The 16198-nt window shown below is 72.0% G+C and carries 17 protein-coding genes; 7 read left to right on the forward strand and 10 right to left on the reverse strand.

From position 1 onward, the window contains the following. Positions 1-201 precede the first annotated feature (201 nt). Genes VFZ70_05475 through VFZ70_05490 form a run of 4 tightly spaced genes read right to left on the reverse strand, consistent with a single transcriptional unit; the run spans position 202 to position 3560 of the window. Positions 202-387 carry a hypothetical protein gene (locus tag VFZ70_05475; GenBank protein HEX6255244.1) on the reverse strand — a complete coding sequence of 62 codons (186 nt, stop codon included), beginning with the start codon at positions 385-387 and terminating at the stop codon, positions 202-204. A 3-nt stretch (positions 388-390) separates the two neighbouring features. After that, a complete protein-coding gene (dapE, locus tag VFZ70_05480) occupies positions 391-1482 on the reverse strand; it encodes a succinyl-diaminopimelate desuccinylase (protein HEX6255245.1) in 1092 nt (363 codons plus the stop codon). 5 nt (positions 1483-1487) lie between these two features. Continuing rightward, on the reverse strand, positions 1488-2327 hold the full coding sequence (locus VFZ70_05485; protein ID HEX6255246.1) for a 2,3,4,5-tetrahydropyridine-2,6-dicarboxylate N-succinyltransferase: 840 nt from the start codon (positions 2325-2327) through the stop codon (positions 1488-1490). 54 nt (positions 2328-2381) lie between these two features. Beyond that, positions 2382-3560, reverse strand: coding sequence for an aminotransferase class I/II-fold pyridoxal phosphate-dependent enzyme (locus tag VFZ70_05490; protein ID HEX6255247.1), 1179 nt, complete (start codon positions 3558-3560; stop codon positions 2382-2384). Positions 3561-3799: 239 nt separating this feature from the next. On the opposite strand from VFZ70_05490, the gene VFZ70_05495 reads away from it, so the two are divergent. Both VFZ70_05495 and VFZ70_05500 read left to right on the forward strand, forming a co-directional pair. Beyond that, positions 3800-4708: a sigma-70 family RNA polymerase sigma factor gene (locus VFZ70_05495; GenBank protein ID HEX6255248.1), complete on the forward strand. Its 909-nt coding sequence runs from the start codon at positions 3800-3802 to the stop codon at positions 4706-4708. A gap of 87 nt (positions 4709-4795) precedes the next feature. Then, positions 4796-5767, forward strand: a complete 972-nt coding sequence (locus tag VFZ70_05500; protein HEX6255249.1) for a hypothetical protein — start codon at positions 4796-4798, stop codon at positions 5765-5767. Here the strand turns inward: VFZ70_05500 and VFZ70_05505 are convergent. Beyond that, a complete protein-coding gene (locus VFZ70_05505; protein HEX6255250.1) occupies positions 5670-7247 on the reverse strand; it encodes an SDR family oxidoreductase in 1578 nt (525 codons plus the stop codon). The genes VFZ70_05500 and VFZ70_05505 overlap by 98 nt on opposite strands. Before the next feature lie 69 nt (positions 7248-7316). Here VFZ70_05505 and VFZ70_05510 point away from each other — a divergent pair, with 69 nt between their 5' ends. Next, complete coding sequence (locus VFZ70_05510) at positions 7317-7676, forward strand: J domain-containing protein (protein ID HEX6255251.1); 360 nt, start codon at positions 7317-7319, stop codon at positions 7674-7676. 191 nt (positions 7677-7867) lie between these two features. On the opposite strand, the gene VFZ70_05515 is transcribed toward VFZ70_05510, so the two are convergent. Both VFZ70_05515 and VFZ70_05520 read right to left on the reverse strand, forming a co-directional pair. Continuing rightward, a complete protein-coding gene (locus VFZ70_05515) occupies positions 7868-8332 on the reverse strand; it encodes a hypothetical protein (GenBank protein HEX6255252.1) in 465 nt (154 codons plus the stop codon). Continuing rightward, positions 8329-9198, reverse strand: coding sequence for a 5'-3' exonuclease (locus tag VFZ70_05520; protein ID HEX6255253.1), 870 nt, complete (start codon positions 9196-9198; stop codon positions 8329-8331). Before VFZ70_05520 ends, VFZ70_05515 begins: the two co-directional genes overlap by 4 nt. A gap of 76 nt (positions 9199-9274) precedes the next feature. On the opposite strand from VFZ70_05520, the gene VFZ70_05525 reads away from it, so the two are divergent. The 3 genes from VFZ70_05525 to VFZ70_05535 all read left to right on the forward strand — a co-directional run bounded on the left by VFZ70_05525 (position 9275) and on the right by VFZ70_05535 (position 11582). Further along, positions 9275-10006, forward strand: a complete 732-nt coding sequence (locus tag VFZ70_05525) for an SDR family NAD(P)-dependent oxidoreductase (GenBank protein HEX6255254.1) — start codon at positions 9275-9277, stop codon at positions 10004-10006. A 64-nt stretch (positions 10007-10070) separates the two neighbouring features. Beyond that, a complete protein-coding gene (locus VFZ70_05530) occupies positions 10071-10871 on the forward strand; it encodes a thioesterase family protein (GenBank protein ID HEX6255255.1) in 801 nt (266 codons plus the stop codon). Positions 10872-10949: 78 nt separating this feature from the next. Next, positions 10950-11582: a TetR/AcrR family transcriptional regulator gene (locus VFZ70_05535; protein ID HEX6255256.1), complete on the forward strand. Its 633-nt coding sequence runs from the start codon at positions 10950-10952 to the stop codon at positions 11580-11582. A gap of 96 nt (positions 11583-11678) precedes the next feature. Here the strand turns inward: VFZ70_05535 and VFZ70_05540 are convergent, their stop codons facing one another. Together VFZ70_05540 and VFZ70_05545 are read right to left on the reverse strand one after the other, a co-directional pair. Next, positions 11679-12638, reverse strand: coding sequence for an acyl-ACP desaturase (locus tag VFZ70_05540; protein ID HEX6255257.1), 960 nt, complete (start codon positions 12636-12638; stop codon positions 11679-11681). Positions 12639-12819: 181 nt separating this feature from the next. Then, a complete protein-coding gene (locus VFZ70_05545; GenBank protein HEX6255258.1) occupies positions 12820-13071 on the reverse strand; it encodes a hypothetical protein in 252 nt (83 codons plus the stop codon). A gap of 92 nt (positions 13072-13163) precedes the next feature. Between VFZ70_05545 and VFZ70_05550 the strand changes: the two genes are divergently transcribed. Beyond that, a complete protein-coding gene (locus VFZ70_05550; protein ID HEX6255259.1) occupies positions 13164-14666 on the forward strand; it encodes a M17 family peptidase N-terminal domain-containing protein in 1503 nt (500 codons plus the stop codon). Between the two features lie 29 nt (positions 14667-14695). On the opposite strand, the gene gcvPB is transcribed toward VFZ70_05550, so the two are convergent. Next, the gene (gene gcvPB, locus VFZ70_05555; protein ID HEX6255260.1) at positions 14696-16189 is read right to left on the reverse strand and encodes an aminomethyl-transferring glycine dehydrogenase subunit GcvPB; all 1494 of its coding nucleotides are present in this window, start codon (positions 16187-16189) and stop codon (positions 14696-14698) included. Positions 16190-16198 lie beyond the last annotated feature (9 nt).

Consider the following 16198-nt stretch of genomic DNA (forward strand, 5'->3'; position numbering starts at 1 on the left):
AGGTCGGGCCACGTCACCGGAAGGGGGACCGTGATGACGCCGACGCCGATCGACAGGGCGGAGATGCGGTCGCGGACGCGATCGTGCGGGACAACCGCTCCGGCCGCATCCGGCCGCATCCGCAGCAGGGTGAGGGCGAGCGCCAGCGAGCCGGCGGGCGGAGACCAGTCGGATGCAGCTACGGCCGGGCGGGGATGCGGATCAGGTGAACAGCAGCAGGTACATGACACCGGCGAGTGCTGCGACGCCGACCAGGAGCGAGATCAGCCGGAAGGTGCGGCCGTCGTCGGATTTCTGGGGCTCGCTGGCGTCCATGAACTGCTGGAAGTTGGCGGTGTCGGCCTCGTCGTGGCTCGGCTCGTTCGAGCGGGGGTCGGGCGTCGACATGATTCAGCGCTCCTCGTGGAGCTCGGGGGCGGTGGACAGGAACGTCGCGAGCACGGTGCGGGCACGCTCGAGGTTGGCGACCGGGACGTGCTCGCCGGCCTGGTGTGCCTGTGCGGTCAGACCAGGACCGTAGTTGAATGCGGGCACGCCGACCTCGGCCAACCGGGCGACATCGGTCCAGGCCTGCTTGCCCGACACGCGTCCTCCCGCCGCCTCGATCACGCGCTGCACCAACGGGTGGTCGCGATGGGGCGGCGCCGGCAGTGCACGGTCGACGATGGTGACGTGCACGTCGTCGGTGGCCAGCGCTGCGATCCGCCCGCGCAGCTCCGCCTCGGCCTCGTCGAGCGTGCGGTCGGGCGCGAACCGGAAGTTGACGTTGACGGTGAAGCGGTCGGGGACAACATTGCGCGCGTTGTCGGTCCACGCGCCAGTCGCAGTCAGCACGTCGCGGAACGCCAGCCCGTCGACGGGGTGATCGACCGGTGCCTGCTCCCCCAGCGCGGCGAGCAACGGGGCGGCGGCGGTGAGCGCGTTCACGCCCAGCCACGGCCGCGCGGAGTGCGCCGCGCGACCGCACACGGTCACGTGCGCGTGCAGCCCACCCATGCAGCCCAGCTGGACCTGGAGATCGGTCGGCTCGAGCACGATGCCGAGCTCGGCTTGCGCCAGATGCGGCAGGGCGTCCAGCAGCGGCGCCAACTCGTTGCCATCAGCCGGGCCCTCCTCCCCTGCATAGGCCACCAGCAGCAGCTGGTACGGACCGTCGCGCAGCACGGGATCCTCGAACAGATCCATCGCGATGGCCAGTCCGGCCTTCATGTCACTGGTGCCGCGCCCGACGACGTAATCACCCTCGACGCGCCCCGGCAGGTCGCCGTCCGTCGGTGGCACGACGTCGGTGTGGCCGACCAGCAGCACGACGGGGCGGTGGTCGGTGACCTCGCCCACGACCAGCGAGTCGGCGACGCGCTCGATGTGCTCGCCGCGCGCCGCGTAGCGGTCGACCAGCCAGTCGGCGATCGGCTTCTCGTGGCGGGTCACGCACGGCTGGTCAACCAGTTCGATCAGCAGGTCGACCAGCCGAGCGGTCACGGGGCTCATCCGCCGACGCCGTGCTCGCGCAGCGCCTCGTTGAGCGACGTCTTGGTGTCAGTCGACGCCGAGCGCTGCCCGACGATCAGCGCGCAGCTCAGGTGGAACTCACCGGCCGGGAACTGCTTGGGCCGCGTGCCGGGCAGCACGATCGCGTTGGCCGGCACACGGCCCTTGTAGGTCACCGGCTCGTCACCGGTGACATCGATGATCGGCACCGACGCGGTCAGGTGGACGCCGGGCCCGATCACTGCGCCGCGCTCGACGATCACGCCCTCGGTCACCGCACAGCGCGAGCCGAGGAAGGCGTCGTCCTCGATGATCACGGGACGCGCGCCGGGGGGCTCGAGGACGCCACCGATGCCCACGCCGCCCGCGAGGTGCACGTTGCGGCCGACCTGCGCGCACGACCCGACGGTCGCCCAGGTGTCGACCATGGTGCCGCTACCGACGCGGGCGCCGATGTTGACGTACGACGGCATCAGCACCGCCCCGGCCTCGACGTATGCGCCGTGGCGCACGACCGCCGGTGGCACCACCCGGACGTTCGCCTGCTCGTAGCCCGTCTTCAGCGGCACCTTGTCGCGGTACTCGAACGGCCCGACCTCGATGGTCTCCATCGAGCGCTGGCGGAACGACAGCAGCACCGCCCGCTTGAGCCACTCGTTGACGCGCCACCGCGACGCACCGGCGTCGTCGGTGCCGTCGGGCTCGGCGATGCGCACCTCACCCCTGTCGAGCAGGTCGACCGCGGCGGCGACGGCTTCGACCGCCTCGGCAGTGTCGTGCCCGCCGTGGTCGTACGCGTCGTCGATCATCTTGCGCAGGGCATCGAGGTCGCTCATGCGATGTGTCCGTGCCTTTCTCGGTACCGCGGGTCCGGTTGATCGCACCGGATGCTAGTCGTGACCGGGCAGACGTCCGGCGTTGATCGCATCGTCCCATGCGGCGACGGCGGCCTCGCAGCCGTCCGTCGACGGGACCAGCGCCAGTCGCAGCCATCCCTTTCCGCCCCGGCCGAAGGCCCGGCCCGGCGAGACGACGACACGCTCCGAGAGCAGGGCCTTCGCGTAGGCGAAGTCGTCACCTCCCGGCGCGGCCAGCCACACGTAGAAGGTCGCCTCGCTGCCGCTCACGCGCAGCCCCGCCCGCTCGGCAAACGCGGTGATGATGGCGCGCTTGGCCTCGAAGATCTCCCGACGCTGCTCCACGTGGACGTCCTCGGACCACGCGGCCACGGCGGCCCGCTGGACGAACTCCGGGCTGGCGGTGCCGATGTTGGGCCGCAGCACGCGCTGCGCGGCGATCAGGTCGGCGTCTCCGACGAGCGCGCCGCTGCGGTAGCCGGTCATGCCCGAGCGCTTGGACAGGCTGAACGCCACGATCACACCGGAGCGGTCGTCGCCGGCGGCCTGGAGCAGCGAACCGGGCGGATCGCCGCCCGGCGGATGGATGTCGACGTAGCACTCGTCGCTGGCCAGCACGATGTCGTTGGCGCGAGCGACGTTCAGGTTCGCGCGGTGGAAGGCCACGTCAGCCGTCGCGCCGGTCGGGTTGTGGGGGTAGTTCACCCATGCGAGGCATGCACGGTCGCGCCGTTCCTGCTCGACGTCGGCCAGCCGCAGCCGCCAACCGTCGCCGTGGCGGAGGGTCACCGGGTCGCTGGAGCCTCCGGCGAAGAGGAAACCGCGTTCGTACACCGGGTAGCCCGGCGTGCCCCACAGGACGCTCGTGCGCTGGCTCCTGGCGTCGAGCACGCCGAGGGGAAGGTGGAAGATGGCCTCCTTGCTGCCCGCGGTCGGCAGCACCTCGCGGTCCGGATCGACGTGGACCTTGAACCGCCGCTCGACCCACGCCGCAATCGCCTCGCGCAGCTCGTCGAGCCCGGCGGCGGTCGGATACTGACTGGTCTCGGGTATGCCGTCGACGAGGGCCTGCCGGATGAAGGCCGGGGTGGGCTCGGTGGGGTCGCCGATCGAGAAGTCGTGCAGCGGGCGACCGTCAGCCGCGAGCTGACGCTTGAGCTCCTGGTAGGCGGCCAGCGGGTAGCCGCCGAGCTCAGTGAGCACAGGGTTCATGGCGGTCCTTGATGAGGATCCCGTACTGAAGGACGGCTCCGTAGGGTGTTTGGAACCCGACGCGAGGTTTGCGCTTGCCTTCTCGCGGAGAACATGAAATACTACGCGGTTCGGGTAGGCTTGATGGGTCGGCCTCCCGACTTCCTTGGGCGAAAGTGCCCGCCAATGGGAACAACGTAGCAGAGACGAGTGTTGGACAGATTGTGAAGACGAGCACAAGGCGTAGAGAGGACCGCCCGATGGACGTCCCCGAGGACCTCCTCGACCTCTACTTCTCCGAGCTCGGTAAGGTCCGCCTCCTGACCGCGGAGGACGAGGTCAGGCTGGCCAAGACCATCGAGGCGGGACGCGAGGCGCAGGAGCGCCTCGACAGCGGAGAGATCACCGAGACCAGCGAACGGCGCGCACTCGAGCGGAAGGTGCGCGAAGGTCAGGGTGCGTTCGACCACTTCGTCGCGGCGAACCTGCGGCTGGTCGTCAGCGTGGCCGCCCAGTTCTCCAAGCGGTCGACGCTCGACCTGGGTGAGTTGATCCAGGAGGGCAACCTCGGCCTGCTCCGCGCGGTCGAGAAGTTCGACTGGCGCCGGGGCTACAAGTTCTCGACGTACGCGACCTGGTGGATCCGTCAGGCCATCCAGCGGGGCGTCGCCGGGTCCGAGCGGACCATCCGCCTGCCCGTCGCCCTGCACGACGCGCTCGTGAAGGTGCGCGCGGCCAGCGCCCGGCTCGAGGCCGAGACGGGTCGCGAGCCGACCGTCGACGAACTTGCGCAGGCGACGCGTCTGACCACCGACAAGGTGCAGCGCGCGCTCGAGGGTGACCACTCGATGACCTCGCTGGACCGCCCGGTCGGGTTCGACAGCGACGCCAGCGACCTCGGTGAGTTCGTGGCGGTGTCTGACGACTCGCCGGCGGACGAGGTGGTCGAGAAGACCTTCATGCAGGACCTGTTCGACATGGCACGCGACCGGCTCGACGACCGCAGCTGGTACGTGCTGCAGCGCCGGTACGGCCTCGACGGCCGCCAGACGCTGACCCTGGACGCCCTGGGTCGCGAGCTGAGCCTGTCGCGCGAGTCCGTCCGCAAGATCGAGAACCAGGCGCTGTCCCGCCTGCAGGAGGAGCTGGGCGTCAGCATCGCCGCCTGAGCCTCCGGACAGACACGCGACGACCCGCGGGCCCGATGGGACCGCGGGTCGTCGCATTCGATGCCCCATCCGTGGCATCCTGCTGCGATGCCCTCCGCCCCCGCCGTCGCGACCGCCCAGCGCACCACGCTGCTGGCACGGGACCGGCTCCACATCGACGAATCCGTCGACACCGTGCCGATCACCGATCGGGCGCGCCGCGGATCGGTCGCGGCCCGGCTGCGGCGTGGCGTGGTGCGACGCGCAGAGCCCGCACGCGACGGCGCGCTGATCTACGAGGCGACGCAGATCGGCGGCCGTGTCGACATCCAGATCTGGGGATCGCCCGACACACCCGACCACACGCGCGAGCGCGCGCTCGACGCGGCCCGCGGATGGATCGGCTTCCATGACCGCCCACCGGACCTGGAGGAGCTGACCGCCGGACACGCGCGGCTGCGCCGCGCCGCCCGCCACGTCGGATCGATCCGGCTGTCCCGGCTGCCGCGCGTTGGCGAGGCCGTCGGGCGCGCCGTCCTCGGCCAGCTCGTGCAGGGCATGGAGGCCCGCCGCTCGACCGCCCAGCTGGCGGCGCAGATCGGGACGCCGGCACCGGGGGGCCTGTGGGCGTGGCCGACCGCCGAGATGCTGGGGCGCACGCCCGCCCACGCGATGCGACGGTGCGGAATCAGCCTCAAGGGCGCCGTCGCGCTGCACCGCAGCGCGCTGGACGACCCCCAGCTCGAACGGGTACGCGGCGACCTCGTCGCCCTCGACCGTCGCCTGCGTGCGCTGCCGGGCATAGGCCCGTGGACCAGCGCAGAGGTCCGCCTGGCACTCGGCGACCCCGACGCCGTCAGCGTCGGCGACTACAACCTGCCCGCCACCGTCTGCCATGCGCTGGCCGACGCGACCGGCGACGAGTGCACCGACGAGCTGATGCTCGAGCTGCTGGAGCCCTACCGCGGGCAGCGTGGCCGGGTCATCCAGCTCGTCGTGCGCGCCGCTGGTCAGGGTCTGCTGCCGCGGGGTCGTCGCCGGGCGCCGCGGGCGGCGCTGTCGGCGCACCGCTACTGGTAGCCAGCTGCTCGGCACGTCGCGCCAGCGTCGTCGCCATCGTGGGGAAGATCATGCCGTGGAACGGCACGAGCACCCACCAGTAGAGGCGGCCGAGCAGGCCCTTGGGCGCGAACAGTGCACGTTGGTGGAGCTCGCTCCCGCCCTCGACCGCGACGACGCGGAACTCGAGCCACGCGCGGCCCGGCAGCCGCATCTCCGCGAGCAGGCGCAGCAGACCCGGTCGGCGCGCGGTCGGCCGGCGAACGTCGATGACACGCCAGAAGTCCAGGGCGTCGCCCACGCGCAGCGTGTCGGGATCCCGCCGCCCCCGGCGCAGTCCGATGCCGCCGACCGCACGGTCCAGCAGGCCGCGCACCCGCCAGGCCCACCCGTGGCTCGGCCATCCGCGGTCACCGCCGACGCCGCTGACAGCATCGAAGAGCACGTCCGCCGGCGCGGCCGACCGCGCCCGGCGGATGTCGGCGTACATCGTGCCGCCGCTCCACTCGGGATCCCCCGGATCGGGTTCGGCGGGCGCGCGTTCCGCGAGGTCGGCCTCACGCCACGAGGTCTCGACATCGTGGTCGCGGATCCGCGCGAGCGCGAGCTGCAGCGCGCGGCGGTAGCCGAGGCGCTCCCCTGGGACGAGCCGCTCGATCGCCGCGGTCCCGTGCTCGGCGAACGCGTCGACGATGAGGCTGTCCACCAGCGGCTTGGCGATCGAGGCTGGGACGGACGTCACCAGGCCGACCCAGAGGCTGGACAGCCGCGGCGTGAGCAGCGGCACGCCGATGATGACTCTTCGTGGCAGTCCGGCGACCTCCGCGTACGTGCGCATCATCTGGCGGTAGGTGAGGACGTCGGGACCGCCGATGTCGTAGGTGTGGTCGTCGGCGTCGTCGAGGGTCAGCACACCGATCAGGTACCGCAGCACGTCGCGGATGGCGATCGGCTGGACACGCGACTCCACCCATCGTGGCGTCACCATGACCGGCAGCACCTCGACGAGGTTGCGCAGCATCTCGAACGACGCGCTCCCCGACCCGATGATCACGGCGGCCCGCAGTTCCGTCACGGGTACGGTGCCCTCGCGCAGCACCTCGGCGACCTCGGCGCGGCTGCGCATGTGCTCGCTGCCGGGCGCATCGGCCGTCGTCAGGCCGCCCAGGTAGACGATGCGCCCGACACCGGCCGAGGCGGCCATGCGGGCGACCGTCGCCGCGATCCGCCTGTCGCGGTCGGCGAAGTCCTCGCCCGCGGACATCGAGTGGACCAGGTGGTAGACGACGTCGACGTCCGCGAAGGCCCTTGCGACGTCGTCGGGTCGCAGCAGGTCGCCCGGCACGATCTCGGCCCGGTCGGCCCAAACGGTGCCACGCAGCTTGGCCGGGTCGCGGGCGAGGCAACGAATCGCATAGCCGGCGTCCAGCAGGCGAGGGACCAACCGGCCACCGACGTAGCCGGAGGCACCGAGAACGAGCACGCGACGGGATTGCTGCACGAGGCAACGCTACCGCTCGCCCCACGGGGCGGGGCGCGACCCCGCTCGCGACCGTAGGCTTGGACGGCGATGGCCGATGACCCGTACCAGGTGTTGGGGGTCGCTCCCGACGCCGACCTCGCACAGATCCGCCGCGCCTACCTGGCCCACCTGCGGGTCAACCATCCCGACGTGCGCCCCGGCGACGCCGACGCCGAGCAGCGGACCCGCGAGCTCAACCACGCGTGGGAGCAGGTGCGCAGGCGTCGGCGCAACGGCGCCTCGGGCTACGGGACTGCCGGCACGCCGCCGACGCGTGGGCGCCCGTCGACCGCCGCCTACTCGCGCGCGCGGCGCGACTTCCGCTCGGCGTTCACGACGGCGACGCTACGGGTGGCGCTGCTGATGCTGGCGTTCGGCCTGCTGCTGCTGATCGTGCTGACCCGCTGAGCCGGGGCGCACCCCGCACGTCAGCCGATGCCCTGCCGGGTCCAACGCTATCGATCGGACACCGGTGACACGGACGGCGGTGTCCCTCGTGTCCGGAACAGATCGTTCGGGCCTGCCGGCGTCGGCGCGCGCGCCCGAGCACGCCCCCGCACCCCCCGCCACGAACGTCCGCACGTCAGCACGTCAGCACGTCAGCCGATGCCCAGCACGTCCTCGCCGCCCTCGCCCGGCGCGGTGGCCAGGTCCGCGGCGTGCTGCAGGGGACGCAGGAACGGCAGCGCTGCCGGGTCAAGCTGCTCGGCCGCACTGAACGCGCCCACCTCGCCGTCCTCCAACGGCGCGGCTGTGACCCATGTGCCGCGCTGGCGGGCGCCATAGGCGACGACCACGACGTCGACAGGCCCCCCGTCGGCGTCCATCTCCGCCTCGGCGACGAACCCGAAGCACGGCGCGGACGCCGGCACCATGCGGTCGGCGGCGAAGTGCGACAGCGCGGTGAACCGCTGCTCGTCATCGTCGGGGAAGCCGTCGAGCGTGGTCACCTGCGTCTGGGAGGGCCGCGGCAGCACGACCGCGGCGGGGACGGGCGCATCGTGGCGGGCGACCAGGTCGCGCGCCGCCTCCTGGCACAGCTGCCGCAGTTCGTCGAGCGTCACGCCGTCACCTCGTCGAGAGCAGCGCGCAGCCGACCGACCGGTCCGTCCAGGTTGTGCTCGGCCGCCAGCCGCTCGGCGGCGGTGTCATCACGCGCCCCGGAGGTCCGCTTCAGCTCGACATCGGTGCGCAGTGGCACGACCTCACGCATCGCGGCGATGTACGGTGCGGCCTCGCGCAGGCGCTCACCCAGCTTGGGTGTCTGCGCGTCGGCGTCGTCGAGCAGCGCCTCGAGCGTCGGGTATGCCGACACCAGCCGCTGTGCGGTCTTCTCCCCCACGCCCGGCACACCGGGCAGCCCGTCGGACGGATCGCCCCGCAGGATGGCGAAGTCGACGTAACGCTCGGGCGGGACGGCGTAGTGCTCACGGACGGTGTCGGCGTCGAAGATCCGCAGCTCCGAGACGCCGCGCAGCGTGTAGAGCACGCGCACGACCGGATCGCGGACGAGCTGGATCAGATCGCGGTCGCCGGTGACGATGTCGACACGGTCCGGATCGCTGACCGGCGCACACAGCACGGCGAGCGCGTCGTCGGCCTCCCAGCCCGGGGCCTCGACGCACTCCTGTCCCAGCACGGCCAGCACGCGCCGCAGCAGCGGGAACTGCTCGGGCAGGCCCTCGGGATCCTCGGCGCGGTCGCCCTTGTAGCCGTGATAGGCCGCCACCCGTCCCGCGGGGCGCCAGTCCGCGTCGAACGTGTGCACGACCCGGTCGGGACCGTGATCGCCGATCAGCCGTGCCGTCATGTCCAGGTACCCACGCACAGCGTTGACCGGCCGCCCACGGCCGTCGGTGATCGAGTCGGGCAGGGCGAAGAACGCCCGGTACATCAGGCTCGAGGTGTCGAGCAGCAGCATCCGCGTCATCACGCGTAGCCTAGGGCGTCCGCGCGATGGGGACCGGCTGCACACGCGCCGGCGAGGACGGAGGAGGCCAGCGATCGTGAGTGCCGTGCTGCTGTGGATCACCGGAGCGTCGTCGGGCATCGGCGGGGCGATGGTCGATGCGGTGCCCTACGACGACGTGCACATCGTCGACATCTCGCGATCCGGTGGCACGCCCGGCACCGAGCACGTGCCGGCGGACCTCGCCGACCCGAATGCCTGGAGCGCGATCGCCGCGCACTTCCAGGCGCGCGTGGCGCAGTTCGACGGTGACCACGTCTGCTTCGTCCATGCCGCAGCGTCACTGTCGCCGATCGGGTTCGCCGGCGAGGTCGATCACGCGACCTATCAGCGCACGGCACTGCTGAACGCGGCCGCGCCGCAGGTGCTGGGCGACGCACTGCTGCACGCCTTGGAGGTGTCGCCCTTCGACGGCACGGCCGACCTCGTCTTCATCTCGTCAGGAGCTGCCAAGCGGCCCATCGAGGGCTGGTCTGTCTACTGCGCGGGCAAGGCGGGCCAGGACATGTGGGTGCGCACGGTCGGCGCCGAGCAGCAGCGGCGGGGCACCCGACGCCGCGTGCTGGCGATCGCCCCGGGCGTCGTCGCGACGCAGATGCAGGAGCGGATCCGCGCGACGGACGCCCACGACTTCCCCGATGTCGACCGCTTCCGCGAGCTGCACGCCGACGGCGCGCTGCTCGACCCGGCCGACAGCGCCCGTCGGGTGTGGGCGCTTGTCACCGGCGATGCCGCGTCCGGATCGGTGCTCGACGTGCGCGACCTGTGAGCGCGTCAGCGGTCACTGGACAGGCCGGGGGGCAACCTGCTCGCGCCAGCGAGGAGGTTGGGCTGTGAGCGCGACGCCGGCGCTGCCCCACGCGTTCTTCGTCCCGGACGGCGACGCGTTCGTCGGCACGGAAGCCACGGCGGGTCCCTGGGACCCACAGCGCAGCATGCACTTCGGCCCTCCGGCCGCACTGCTGGGGCGTGCCGCGGCGGCGCTGCCCGCCGACACACCACGGCGAGTCGTGCGCACGACCTTCGAGATCCTGCGTCCGGTGCCGATCGGGCGCGTCCGCGTGCGTGCCGCCGTCGATCGCCCGGGTCGACGCATCGATCTCGTGAGCGCCGTGCTGACCGATGACGCCGGCGTGGAGTTGGCGCTGTGTCGCGCCTGGCGCATCCGTGAGGCCGACGTCGACGTGCCACGGACGATCTCCGCGCCACCACCCGGCCCCGAGGTCGGGCAGGTCCGCCCGTTCTTCGCGGTCGAGGCCGACGTGCACTACGGCGCCGCGATGGAGGTCCGGTTCCTGACCGGCGCCTTCCTCGACCCCGGTCCCGCCGATGTGTGGATGCGCGCTCGCGTCCCGTTGATCGCCGGCGAGGAGACATCGCCGCTGAGCCGGGTGCTGGTCGCCGCCGACTCGGGCAACGGCGTGTCGGCCGTCGCCGATCCGCGCGACCTGCTGTTCGTCAACACCGACCTGACCGTCCACCTGCACCGTCATCCCGTCGGCGAGTGGATCCTGCTGCGGGCCGCCACGACGCTCGACGGCGGCGGATCCGGTCTCGCGACCACTCGCGTGTCCGACGAACGGGGTGACATCGGGACGGCACTGCAGTCGCTGTTCGTTGCGCCTGCACGCTGACGGCCACACGCGCGTCACGACGGCCGCGCCCGCGCAACCGCGGCCGGGGACGTGTCCCGACGCTGCTAGGGTCGGCCCATGGGTGAGCGGCGGATGACGGCCAGCCAACGGCGCAGCCAGCTGGTCGAGGTGGCCAAGACGGCGTTCGCCGAGCTCGGGTACGACCGCACCAGCGTCGAAGAGATCGCCGCTCGCGCCTCGGTGTCCAAGCCGGTGGTGTACGAGCACTTCGGCGGCAAGGAGGGCATCTACGCGGTCATCGTCGACCGCGAGAGCGCCCGCCTGCTCGAGATGATCACCTCACGTCTCGGTCCCGACATCGGCGCCCGCGAGCAGATCCACGCCAGCGCCCTGGCGTTCCTCGACTACATCGAGGACGACCCGGCGGGGTTCCGCGTGCTGACCCGCGACTCGCCGGCCCGGATCGGCGGCGGGGGCATGTCGGGCCTGCTCGGCGACGTTGCCGACAAGGCAGAGGAGGTGCTGCGGGGGTTCTTCAGCCGCTCGGGCACGGACCTGGAGGCGGCACCGCTGTACGCGCACGCGCTGGTCGGCATGGTGGTCCACGTCGGTGGCTGGTGGGCCGAGGTGCGCACGCCGTCCAAGGAACTGGTGGCCACGTATCTGACCGCGCTGCTGTACCACGGCCTCCACCGCCTGCCCTGCGACCCCACCAGCCGTCCGCTGCGGTCACCTGTCGACGCATCCTGACGACGTGTGCCCCGGCCGGGCGCACCACGTCGGCCACGCCGGGCAGCCACCCGCCGACATCGGCGGTCCCTGCACGGACGCGCGGACCCGCACGACTCAGCTGCTCGTCACCGACGCGCGGTCGGCGCCGCCCCTGCGCGCCCGGCGGGCCGCGCGCTTGTCCTCGAAGCGACTGGCCATCCGGTCGAGTCCGGCGAGGAACGTCGCCAGCTCGTCGCGCTTCTGCTCGGCCTCGGCATCCAGACCCGTGGCGTCGAACAGCTTCAGGTGACGCAGCAGCGGCCACACGATGTCGTCGTGGTGCACCCGGAGGTCGTAGATGCCGGCCTCGGCGATCTGCACCGACATGCGCCGGAAGTCGTCCATCACGGCACCGGGCATCTCGAAGTGGACGACCTCGGCGGTCACCGCCTCGACGACGGCCGACGGATTGACCTGCATGGCCGCCGTCAGCACGTCCCGGTAGAAGACCATGTGCAGGTTCTCGTCGGCCGAGATGCGGGCCATGATCCGGTCGGCCACCGGATCGCCGGAGTACCGGCCGGTGTTGCGGTGGGAGATCCGGGTCGCGAGCTCCTGAAAGGCGACGTACGCCATGCCGCGCAGTGCGTCCTTGCCGTCGGTCTCGTAGCCGTCCTCCATCACCTGCATGCGGCCCCGCTCCAACGCGACGGGGTCGACGTTGCGCGTGACGACCAGGTAGTCGCGCAGCACGATCGAATGACGCCCCTCCTCCGCGGTCCACCGGTGCACCCAGTTGCGCCACGCGCTGTCGGTGGCACCGAACATCCGGTAGATCTCGCGGTGGTAGCTCGGCAGGTTGTCCTCGGTCAACAGGTTGACGAAGAACGCGGTCCGCGCGACGCCGTCGAGCCGGGGCTGATCGGGCGTCCACGGATCCTTGTCGAAATCGCGTCCCTCGCTGTAGGGGACGTAGTCGTGCGGGAACCACTCCTGCGCCATCGTCAGGTGGCGGTTGAGCAGCCGCTCGGCCTCTGGCTCGAGTTCGGCGAGCATCTGCGTCTGGTCGTAGCGGGGGGTGGAGGTGCTGCTCACGGTGGGCCTCCCTGATCGTGTTGGCGTGCAGGCGGTCGACCGCGTGCGGTCGTGGTTCGAGGTCCGTGACGGTGGTCGGAAACCTACGGTTGCGTAACCTACGCTACCGTAGGTCGCTCGTGGCAGCGGTTCAACCCACCGATCGGTCAGCGGTCGGTGGGCCGCGCGCGTCCCTCGACGGCTAGCCCCGCGAGCGGCGCTGCGTCCGCTCACCGCACCGCAGGCACACGAACCACTGCGCGTCGCCCTCGGTCTCCATCACACCCCCGCGGCCACCGCAGGATGGGCAGCGGGCCGCCGACGTCCACAGATCCGGGCGGTCGCCGCCCTCGTCCCACTCCGACGCTCGTGCGCGCCGCCGGCGCAGTTCCGCGCGCAGGGCGCGCAGCCATGCGCCGATCAGCAGCGCCGCCACGACGCCAGCGAGCAGCATCCCCATCCCTACCGTCTCGGCCCGCGCGCCTCACCGGATCCCGGCAGCCGCAGGCGTGCCGGGAGGGGATCGGCGGACACTAGGATCAGCCCATGATGAACCCTGTGCGCACGACCGCCACAGCGCCACCCGTGGTGGAGGTCGCCAGCGGCGATCCACACGATGTCCGTGGGGACGTCCTGGTGGTCGGCGCGTTCACCGGCGGCATCGAAGGACCCGGGGTCGCCGCGGTCCTGGACGGACTCGGACTCGCCTCGCTGCCGGTCACGCCGGAGTTCCGTGGCGACATCGGCCAGCACCTGCTCGTGGCGGGCTCCGGACTTCCGTGGGCCACCGTGCTGTTCGTGGGCCTCGGACGCATGGTCGCGACCGACGCGCGGCGCCTGCGCGATGCGGCGGCGGTCGCTGCCGCGTCCGGCCACCTGCGTGGACGTGTGGTCACGACCCTCGCGCTCGTGCACCCTACGACCGCCGCGATCGGTGCGCTCGCCGAGGGCTTCCACCTCGGCAGGCCTCGGCGGGCGTCACCTGACGGCGGCACGGCTCCCGCGCACATCACGATCCTGGCGCCGACGGCGGTGTCCTCGGACGCCGAACGCGCCGTCCACCGCGCCACCACAGTGGCGCACGCCACGATCGCCGCGCGCGACCTCGTCGACACCCCGCCCAACCGGCAGTCCCCGACGGTGCTCGCACGCCAGATGATCGAGCTGACCAGCGCGTCGTGCGGCGCCGACCTCCACGATCACGAGGCCCTGCGCACGGCCGGGTTCCAGGGCACGTTGAGCGCCGGTCGTGGTGCTCCCGACCCACCGTGCCTGCTCGAACTGCGGTACGAGCCGAGCGAACCGCTCGGACACGTCGTGCTGTGTGGCCGCGGCACGACCTTCGGATCGGGCGGGCTGTCGCTGCGCCGTGGCACGGCGATGGATGGCGGCAAGGCGGACATGGCCGGCGCGGCCGCCATCGCCGGGGCATGCTCGGTGCTCGCCGACCTGGACGTCCGCGTGCGGGTCACGGCGCTGCTGGGGCTGGTCGAGAGCATGCCGGGCGGTGACGCGCAGCGACCCGGCGACGTGGTGACGACGCGGGGCGGGCTGACGGTCGAGATCACGGACACCGACGCCGACGCGGTGCTGATCCTCGCCGACCTGCTCGATCTCGCCCGGGCGTACGATCCGGACGCGATCGTCGACGTGACGACGGTCGGACCGGCCACCGCCGCGGCGTTGGGCGACGACGCCGGCGCCGTCATGGGCAGCGACGCGCGGCTGGTCGAGGACGTGCTCGCCGCGGCACGCGACGCCGGCGAACCGCTGTGGCAGCTGCCGCTGTGGGATCACCTGGAGCCCCGGCTGCACTCCCCCGTCGCCGACATCGTCAACCGCACGACCGCTGTGGGCGGCGAAGCGGTCCTGGCGGGCCTGGCGCTGCGTCGCGTCGTGCGCGACACGCCGTGGGCCCACATCGACTGCGGCAGCGCCGCCTTCGTCACGCCGACCGCGGCCACGGGTGGACGCCGCGTCGGCGCGACCGGGTACGGCACGCGGACGCTGCTCGAGTGGCTCGAGCACGGCACCGTTCAGGCCGGCTGACGCACCAGGCAGGCGAAGAGGCGGCGCCGTCACGCGTCGTCGTCCGCAACCCAGCGCAGCACCAGCTCGCGTGCTGCCTTCGCCTCGTCCAGCCGCCGCACAGGCGTCGTCACCGGTGCGTCGTGCAACAGGTCGGCGTCATCCGCCGCGTCGGAGACCGCCCGGTCGAGTGCCGCTGCGAAGCCGTCGAGCGTCTCCGGCGTCTCGGTCTCGGTCGGCTCGATCATGAGCGCCTCGTCGACGATCAGCGGAAAGTAGTTGGTCGGTGGGTGGTACCCGAGATCGATCAGGCGCTTGCAGACGTCGAGGACGCGCACACCGTGCTCGCGCACCGCGGTCCCCCGCAGCACGAACTCGTGCATCGGCGGGTGCTGCGGGTAGGCCAGCGGCAGCGTCCCACTGGTGCGGTGCGCGAGGTAGTTGGCGTTGAGCACCGCCTTGGCGCTCATCGACGCCAGCCCGTCGCCACCGTGACGCTGCAGGTACGACAGCGCGCGCAGCAGCACACCGGTGTTGCCGTGGAAGCCGTGGACGCGACCGATCGAACGCGGCCGGTCCCACTCGAGGTGGTACGCGGGCTGCGGACCGTCATCGGCGATGACGACGGGTGTCGGCAGGTACGGCGCCAGCACCTCGGACACCACGACCGGTCCGGCGCCGGGACCGCCGCCACCGTGCGGCGTGGCGAACGTCTTGTGCACGTTGAGGTGCACCACGTCAAAACCCATGTCACCGGGGCGCACGCGACCGGCGATGGCGTTGAAGTTGGCGCCGTCGTAGTACAGCAGCCCGCCCGCGTCGTGGACCGCGGCCGCGATGCGCTCGATCTCCATCTCGAACAGCCCGAGGGTGTTCGGGTTCGTCAGCATCAGCCCCGCGGTGCGGTCGTCGACGAGCTTCTCGAGCGCGTCGACGTCGACCAGCCCGTCGTCGCCCGACGGCACCGTCACGGTCTCGAACCCCGCGATCGTCGCGCTGGCGGGGTTGGTCCCGTGCGCGGAGTCGGGGATGATGATGGTGTCCCGGTCCTCGTCCCGGTGCTCGTGGTAGGCGCGGATCAGCAGGAGCCCGACCAGCTCACCCTGCGCGCCGGCGGCCGGCTGGAGCGTCGCCGCATGCAGGCCGGTCAGCTCGGTGAGCCACCGCTCGAGCTCCCACAGCGCGCCGAGCGTGCCCTGGACTGCCGACGCCGGCGCCCACGGGTGCGCGGCCGCGAAGCCCCGCAGCGCGGCGACCCGTTCGGCGATCCGCGGGTTGTACTTCATCGAGCACGAGCCGAGGGGGTAGAAGCCGGCGTCGATCCCATGGTTGCGCTGCGACATGCGGGTGAAGTGGCGCAGCAGGTCGAGTTCGGCGATCTCGGGCAGGGCCGGTGGCTGCTCGGCCAGCTCGACACCGTCGAGCGCGGCGGCGAGGTCCACGTCGTCGACGTCGACCGAGGCCAGCTCGCTGGCACGCCGGCCTGGACGGGAGCGCTCGAACAGCGTCGGCTCGGTCGCCGTGTGGGGTCCCATGACGGTCATGTGTGCGCC

This window comes from Euzebyales bacterium (assembly GCA_036374135.1).
Taxonomy (GTDB): Bacteria; Actinomycetota; Nitriliruptoria; order Euzebyales; family JAHELV01; genus JAHELV01.

Excerpts from the sequence above, each read along its gene's own strand:
- VFZ70_05550 (HEX6255259.1), top strand. The coding sequence starts at position 13,164 with ATGATGAACCCTGTGCGCACGACCGCCACAGCGCCACCCGTGGTGGAG.
- VFZ70_05485 (HEX6255246.1), bottom strand. The coding sequence starts at position 2,327 with ATGAGCGACCTCGATGCCCTGCGCAAGATGATCGACGACGCGTACGAC.
- gcvPB (HEX6255260.1), bottom strand. The coding sequence starts at position 16,189 with ATGACCGTCATGGGACCCCACACGGCGACCGAGCCGACGCTGTTCGAG.
- VFZ70_05490 (HEX6255247.1), bottom strand. The coding sequence starts at position 3,560 with ATGAACCCTGTGCTCACTGAGCTCGGCGGCTACCCGCTGGCCGCCTAC.
- VFZ70_05475 (HEX6255244.1), bottom strand. The coding sequence starts at position 387 with ATGTCGACGCCCGACCCCCGCTCGAACGAGCCGAGCCACGACGAGGCC.
- VFZ70_05500 (HEX6255249.1), top strand. The coding sequence starts at position 4,796 with ATGCCCTCCGCCCCCGCCGTCGCGACCGCCCAGCGCACCACGCTGCTG.
- VFZ70_05510 (HEX6255251.1), top strand. The coding sequence starts at position 7,317 with ATGGCCGATGACCCGTACCAGGTGTTGGGGGTCGCTCCCGACGCCGAC.
- VFZ70_05545 (HEX6255258.1), bottom strand. The coding sequence starts at position 13,071 with ATGCTGCTCGCTGGCGTCGTGGCGGCGCTGCTGATCGGCGCATGGCTG.
- VFZ70_05535 (HEX6255256.1), top strand. The coding sequence starts at position 10,950 with ATGGGTGAGCGGCGGATGACGGCCAGCCAACGGCGCAGCCAGCTGGTC.
- VFZ70_05495 (HEX6255248.1), top strand. The coding sequence starts at position 3,800 with ATGGACGTCCCCGAGGACCTCCTCGACCTCTACTTCTCCGAGCTCGGT.
- VFZ70_05520 (HEX6255253.1), bottom strand. The coding sequence starts at position 9,198 with ATGACGCGGATGCTGCTGCTCGACACCTCGAGCCTGATGTACCGGGCG.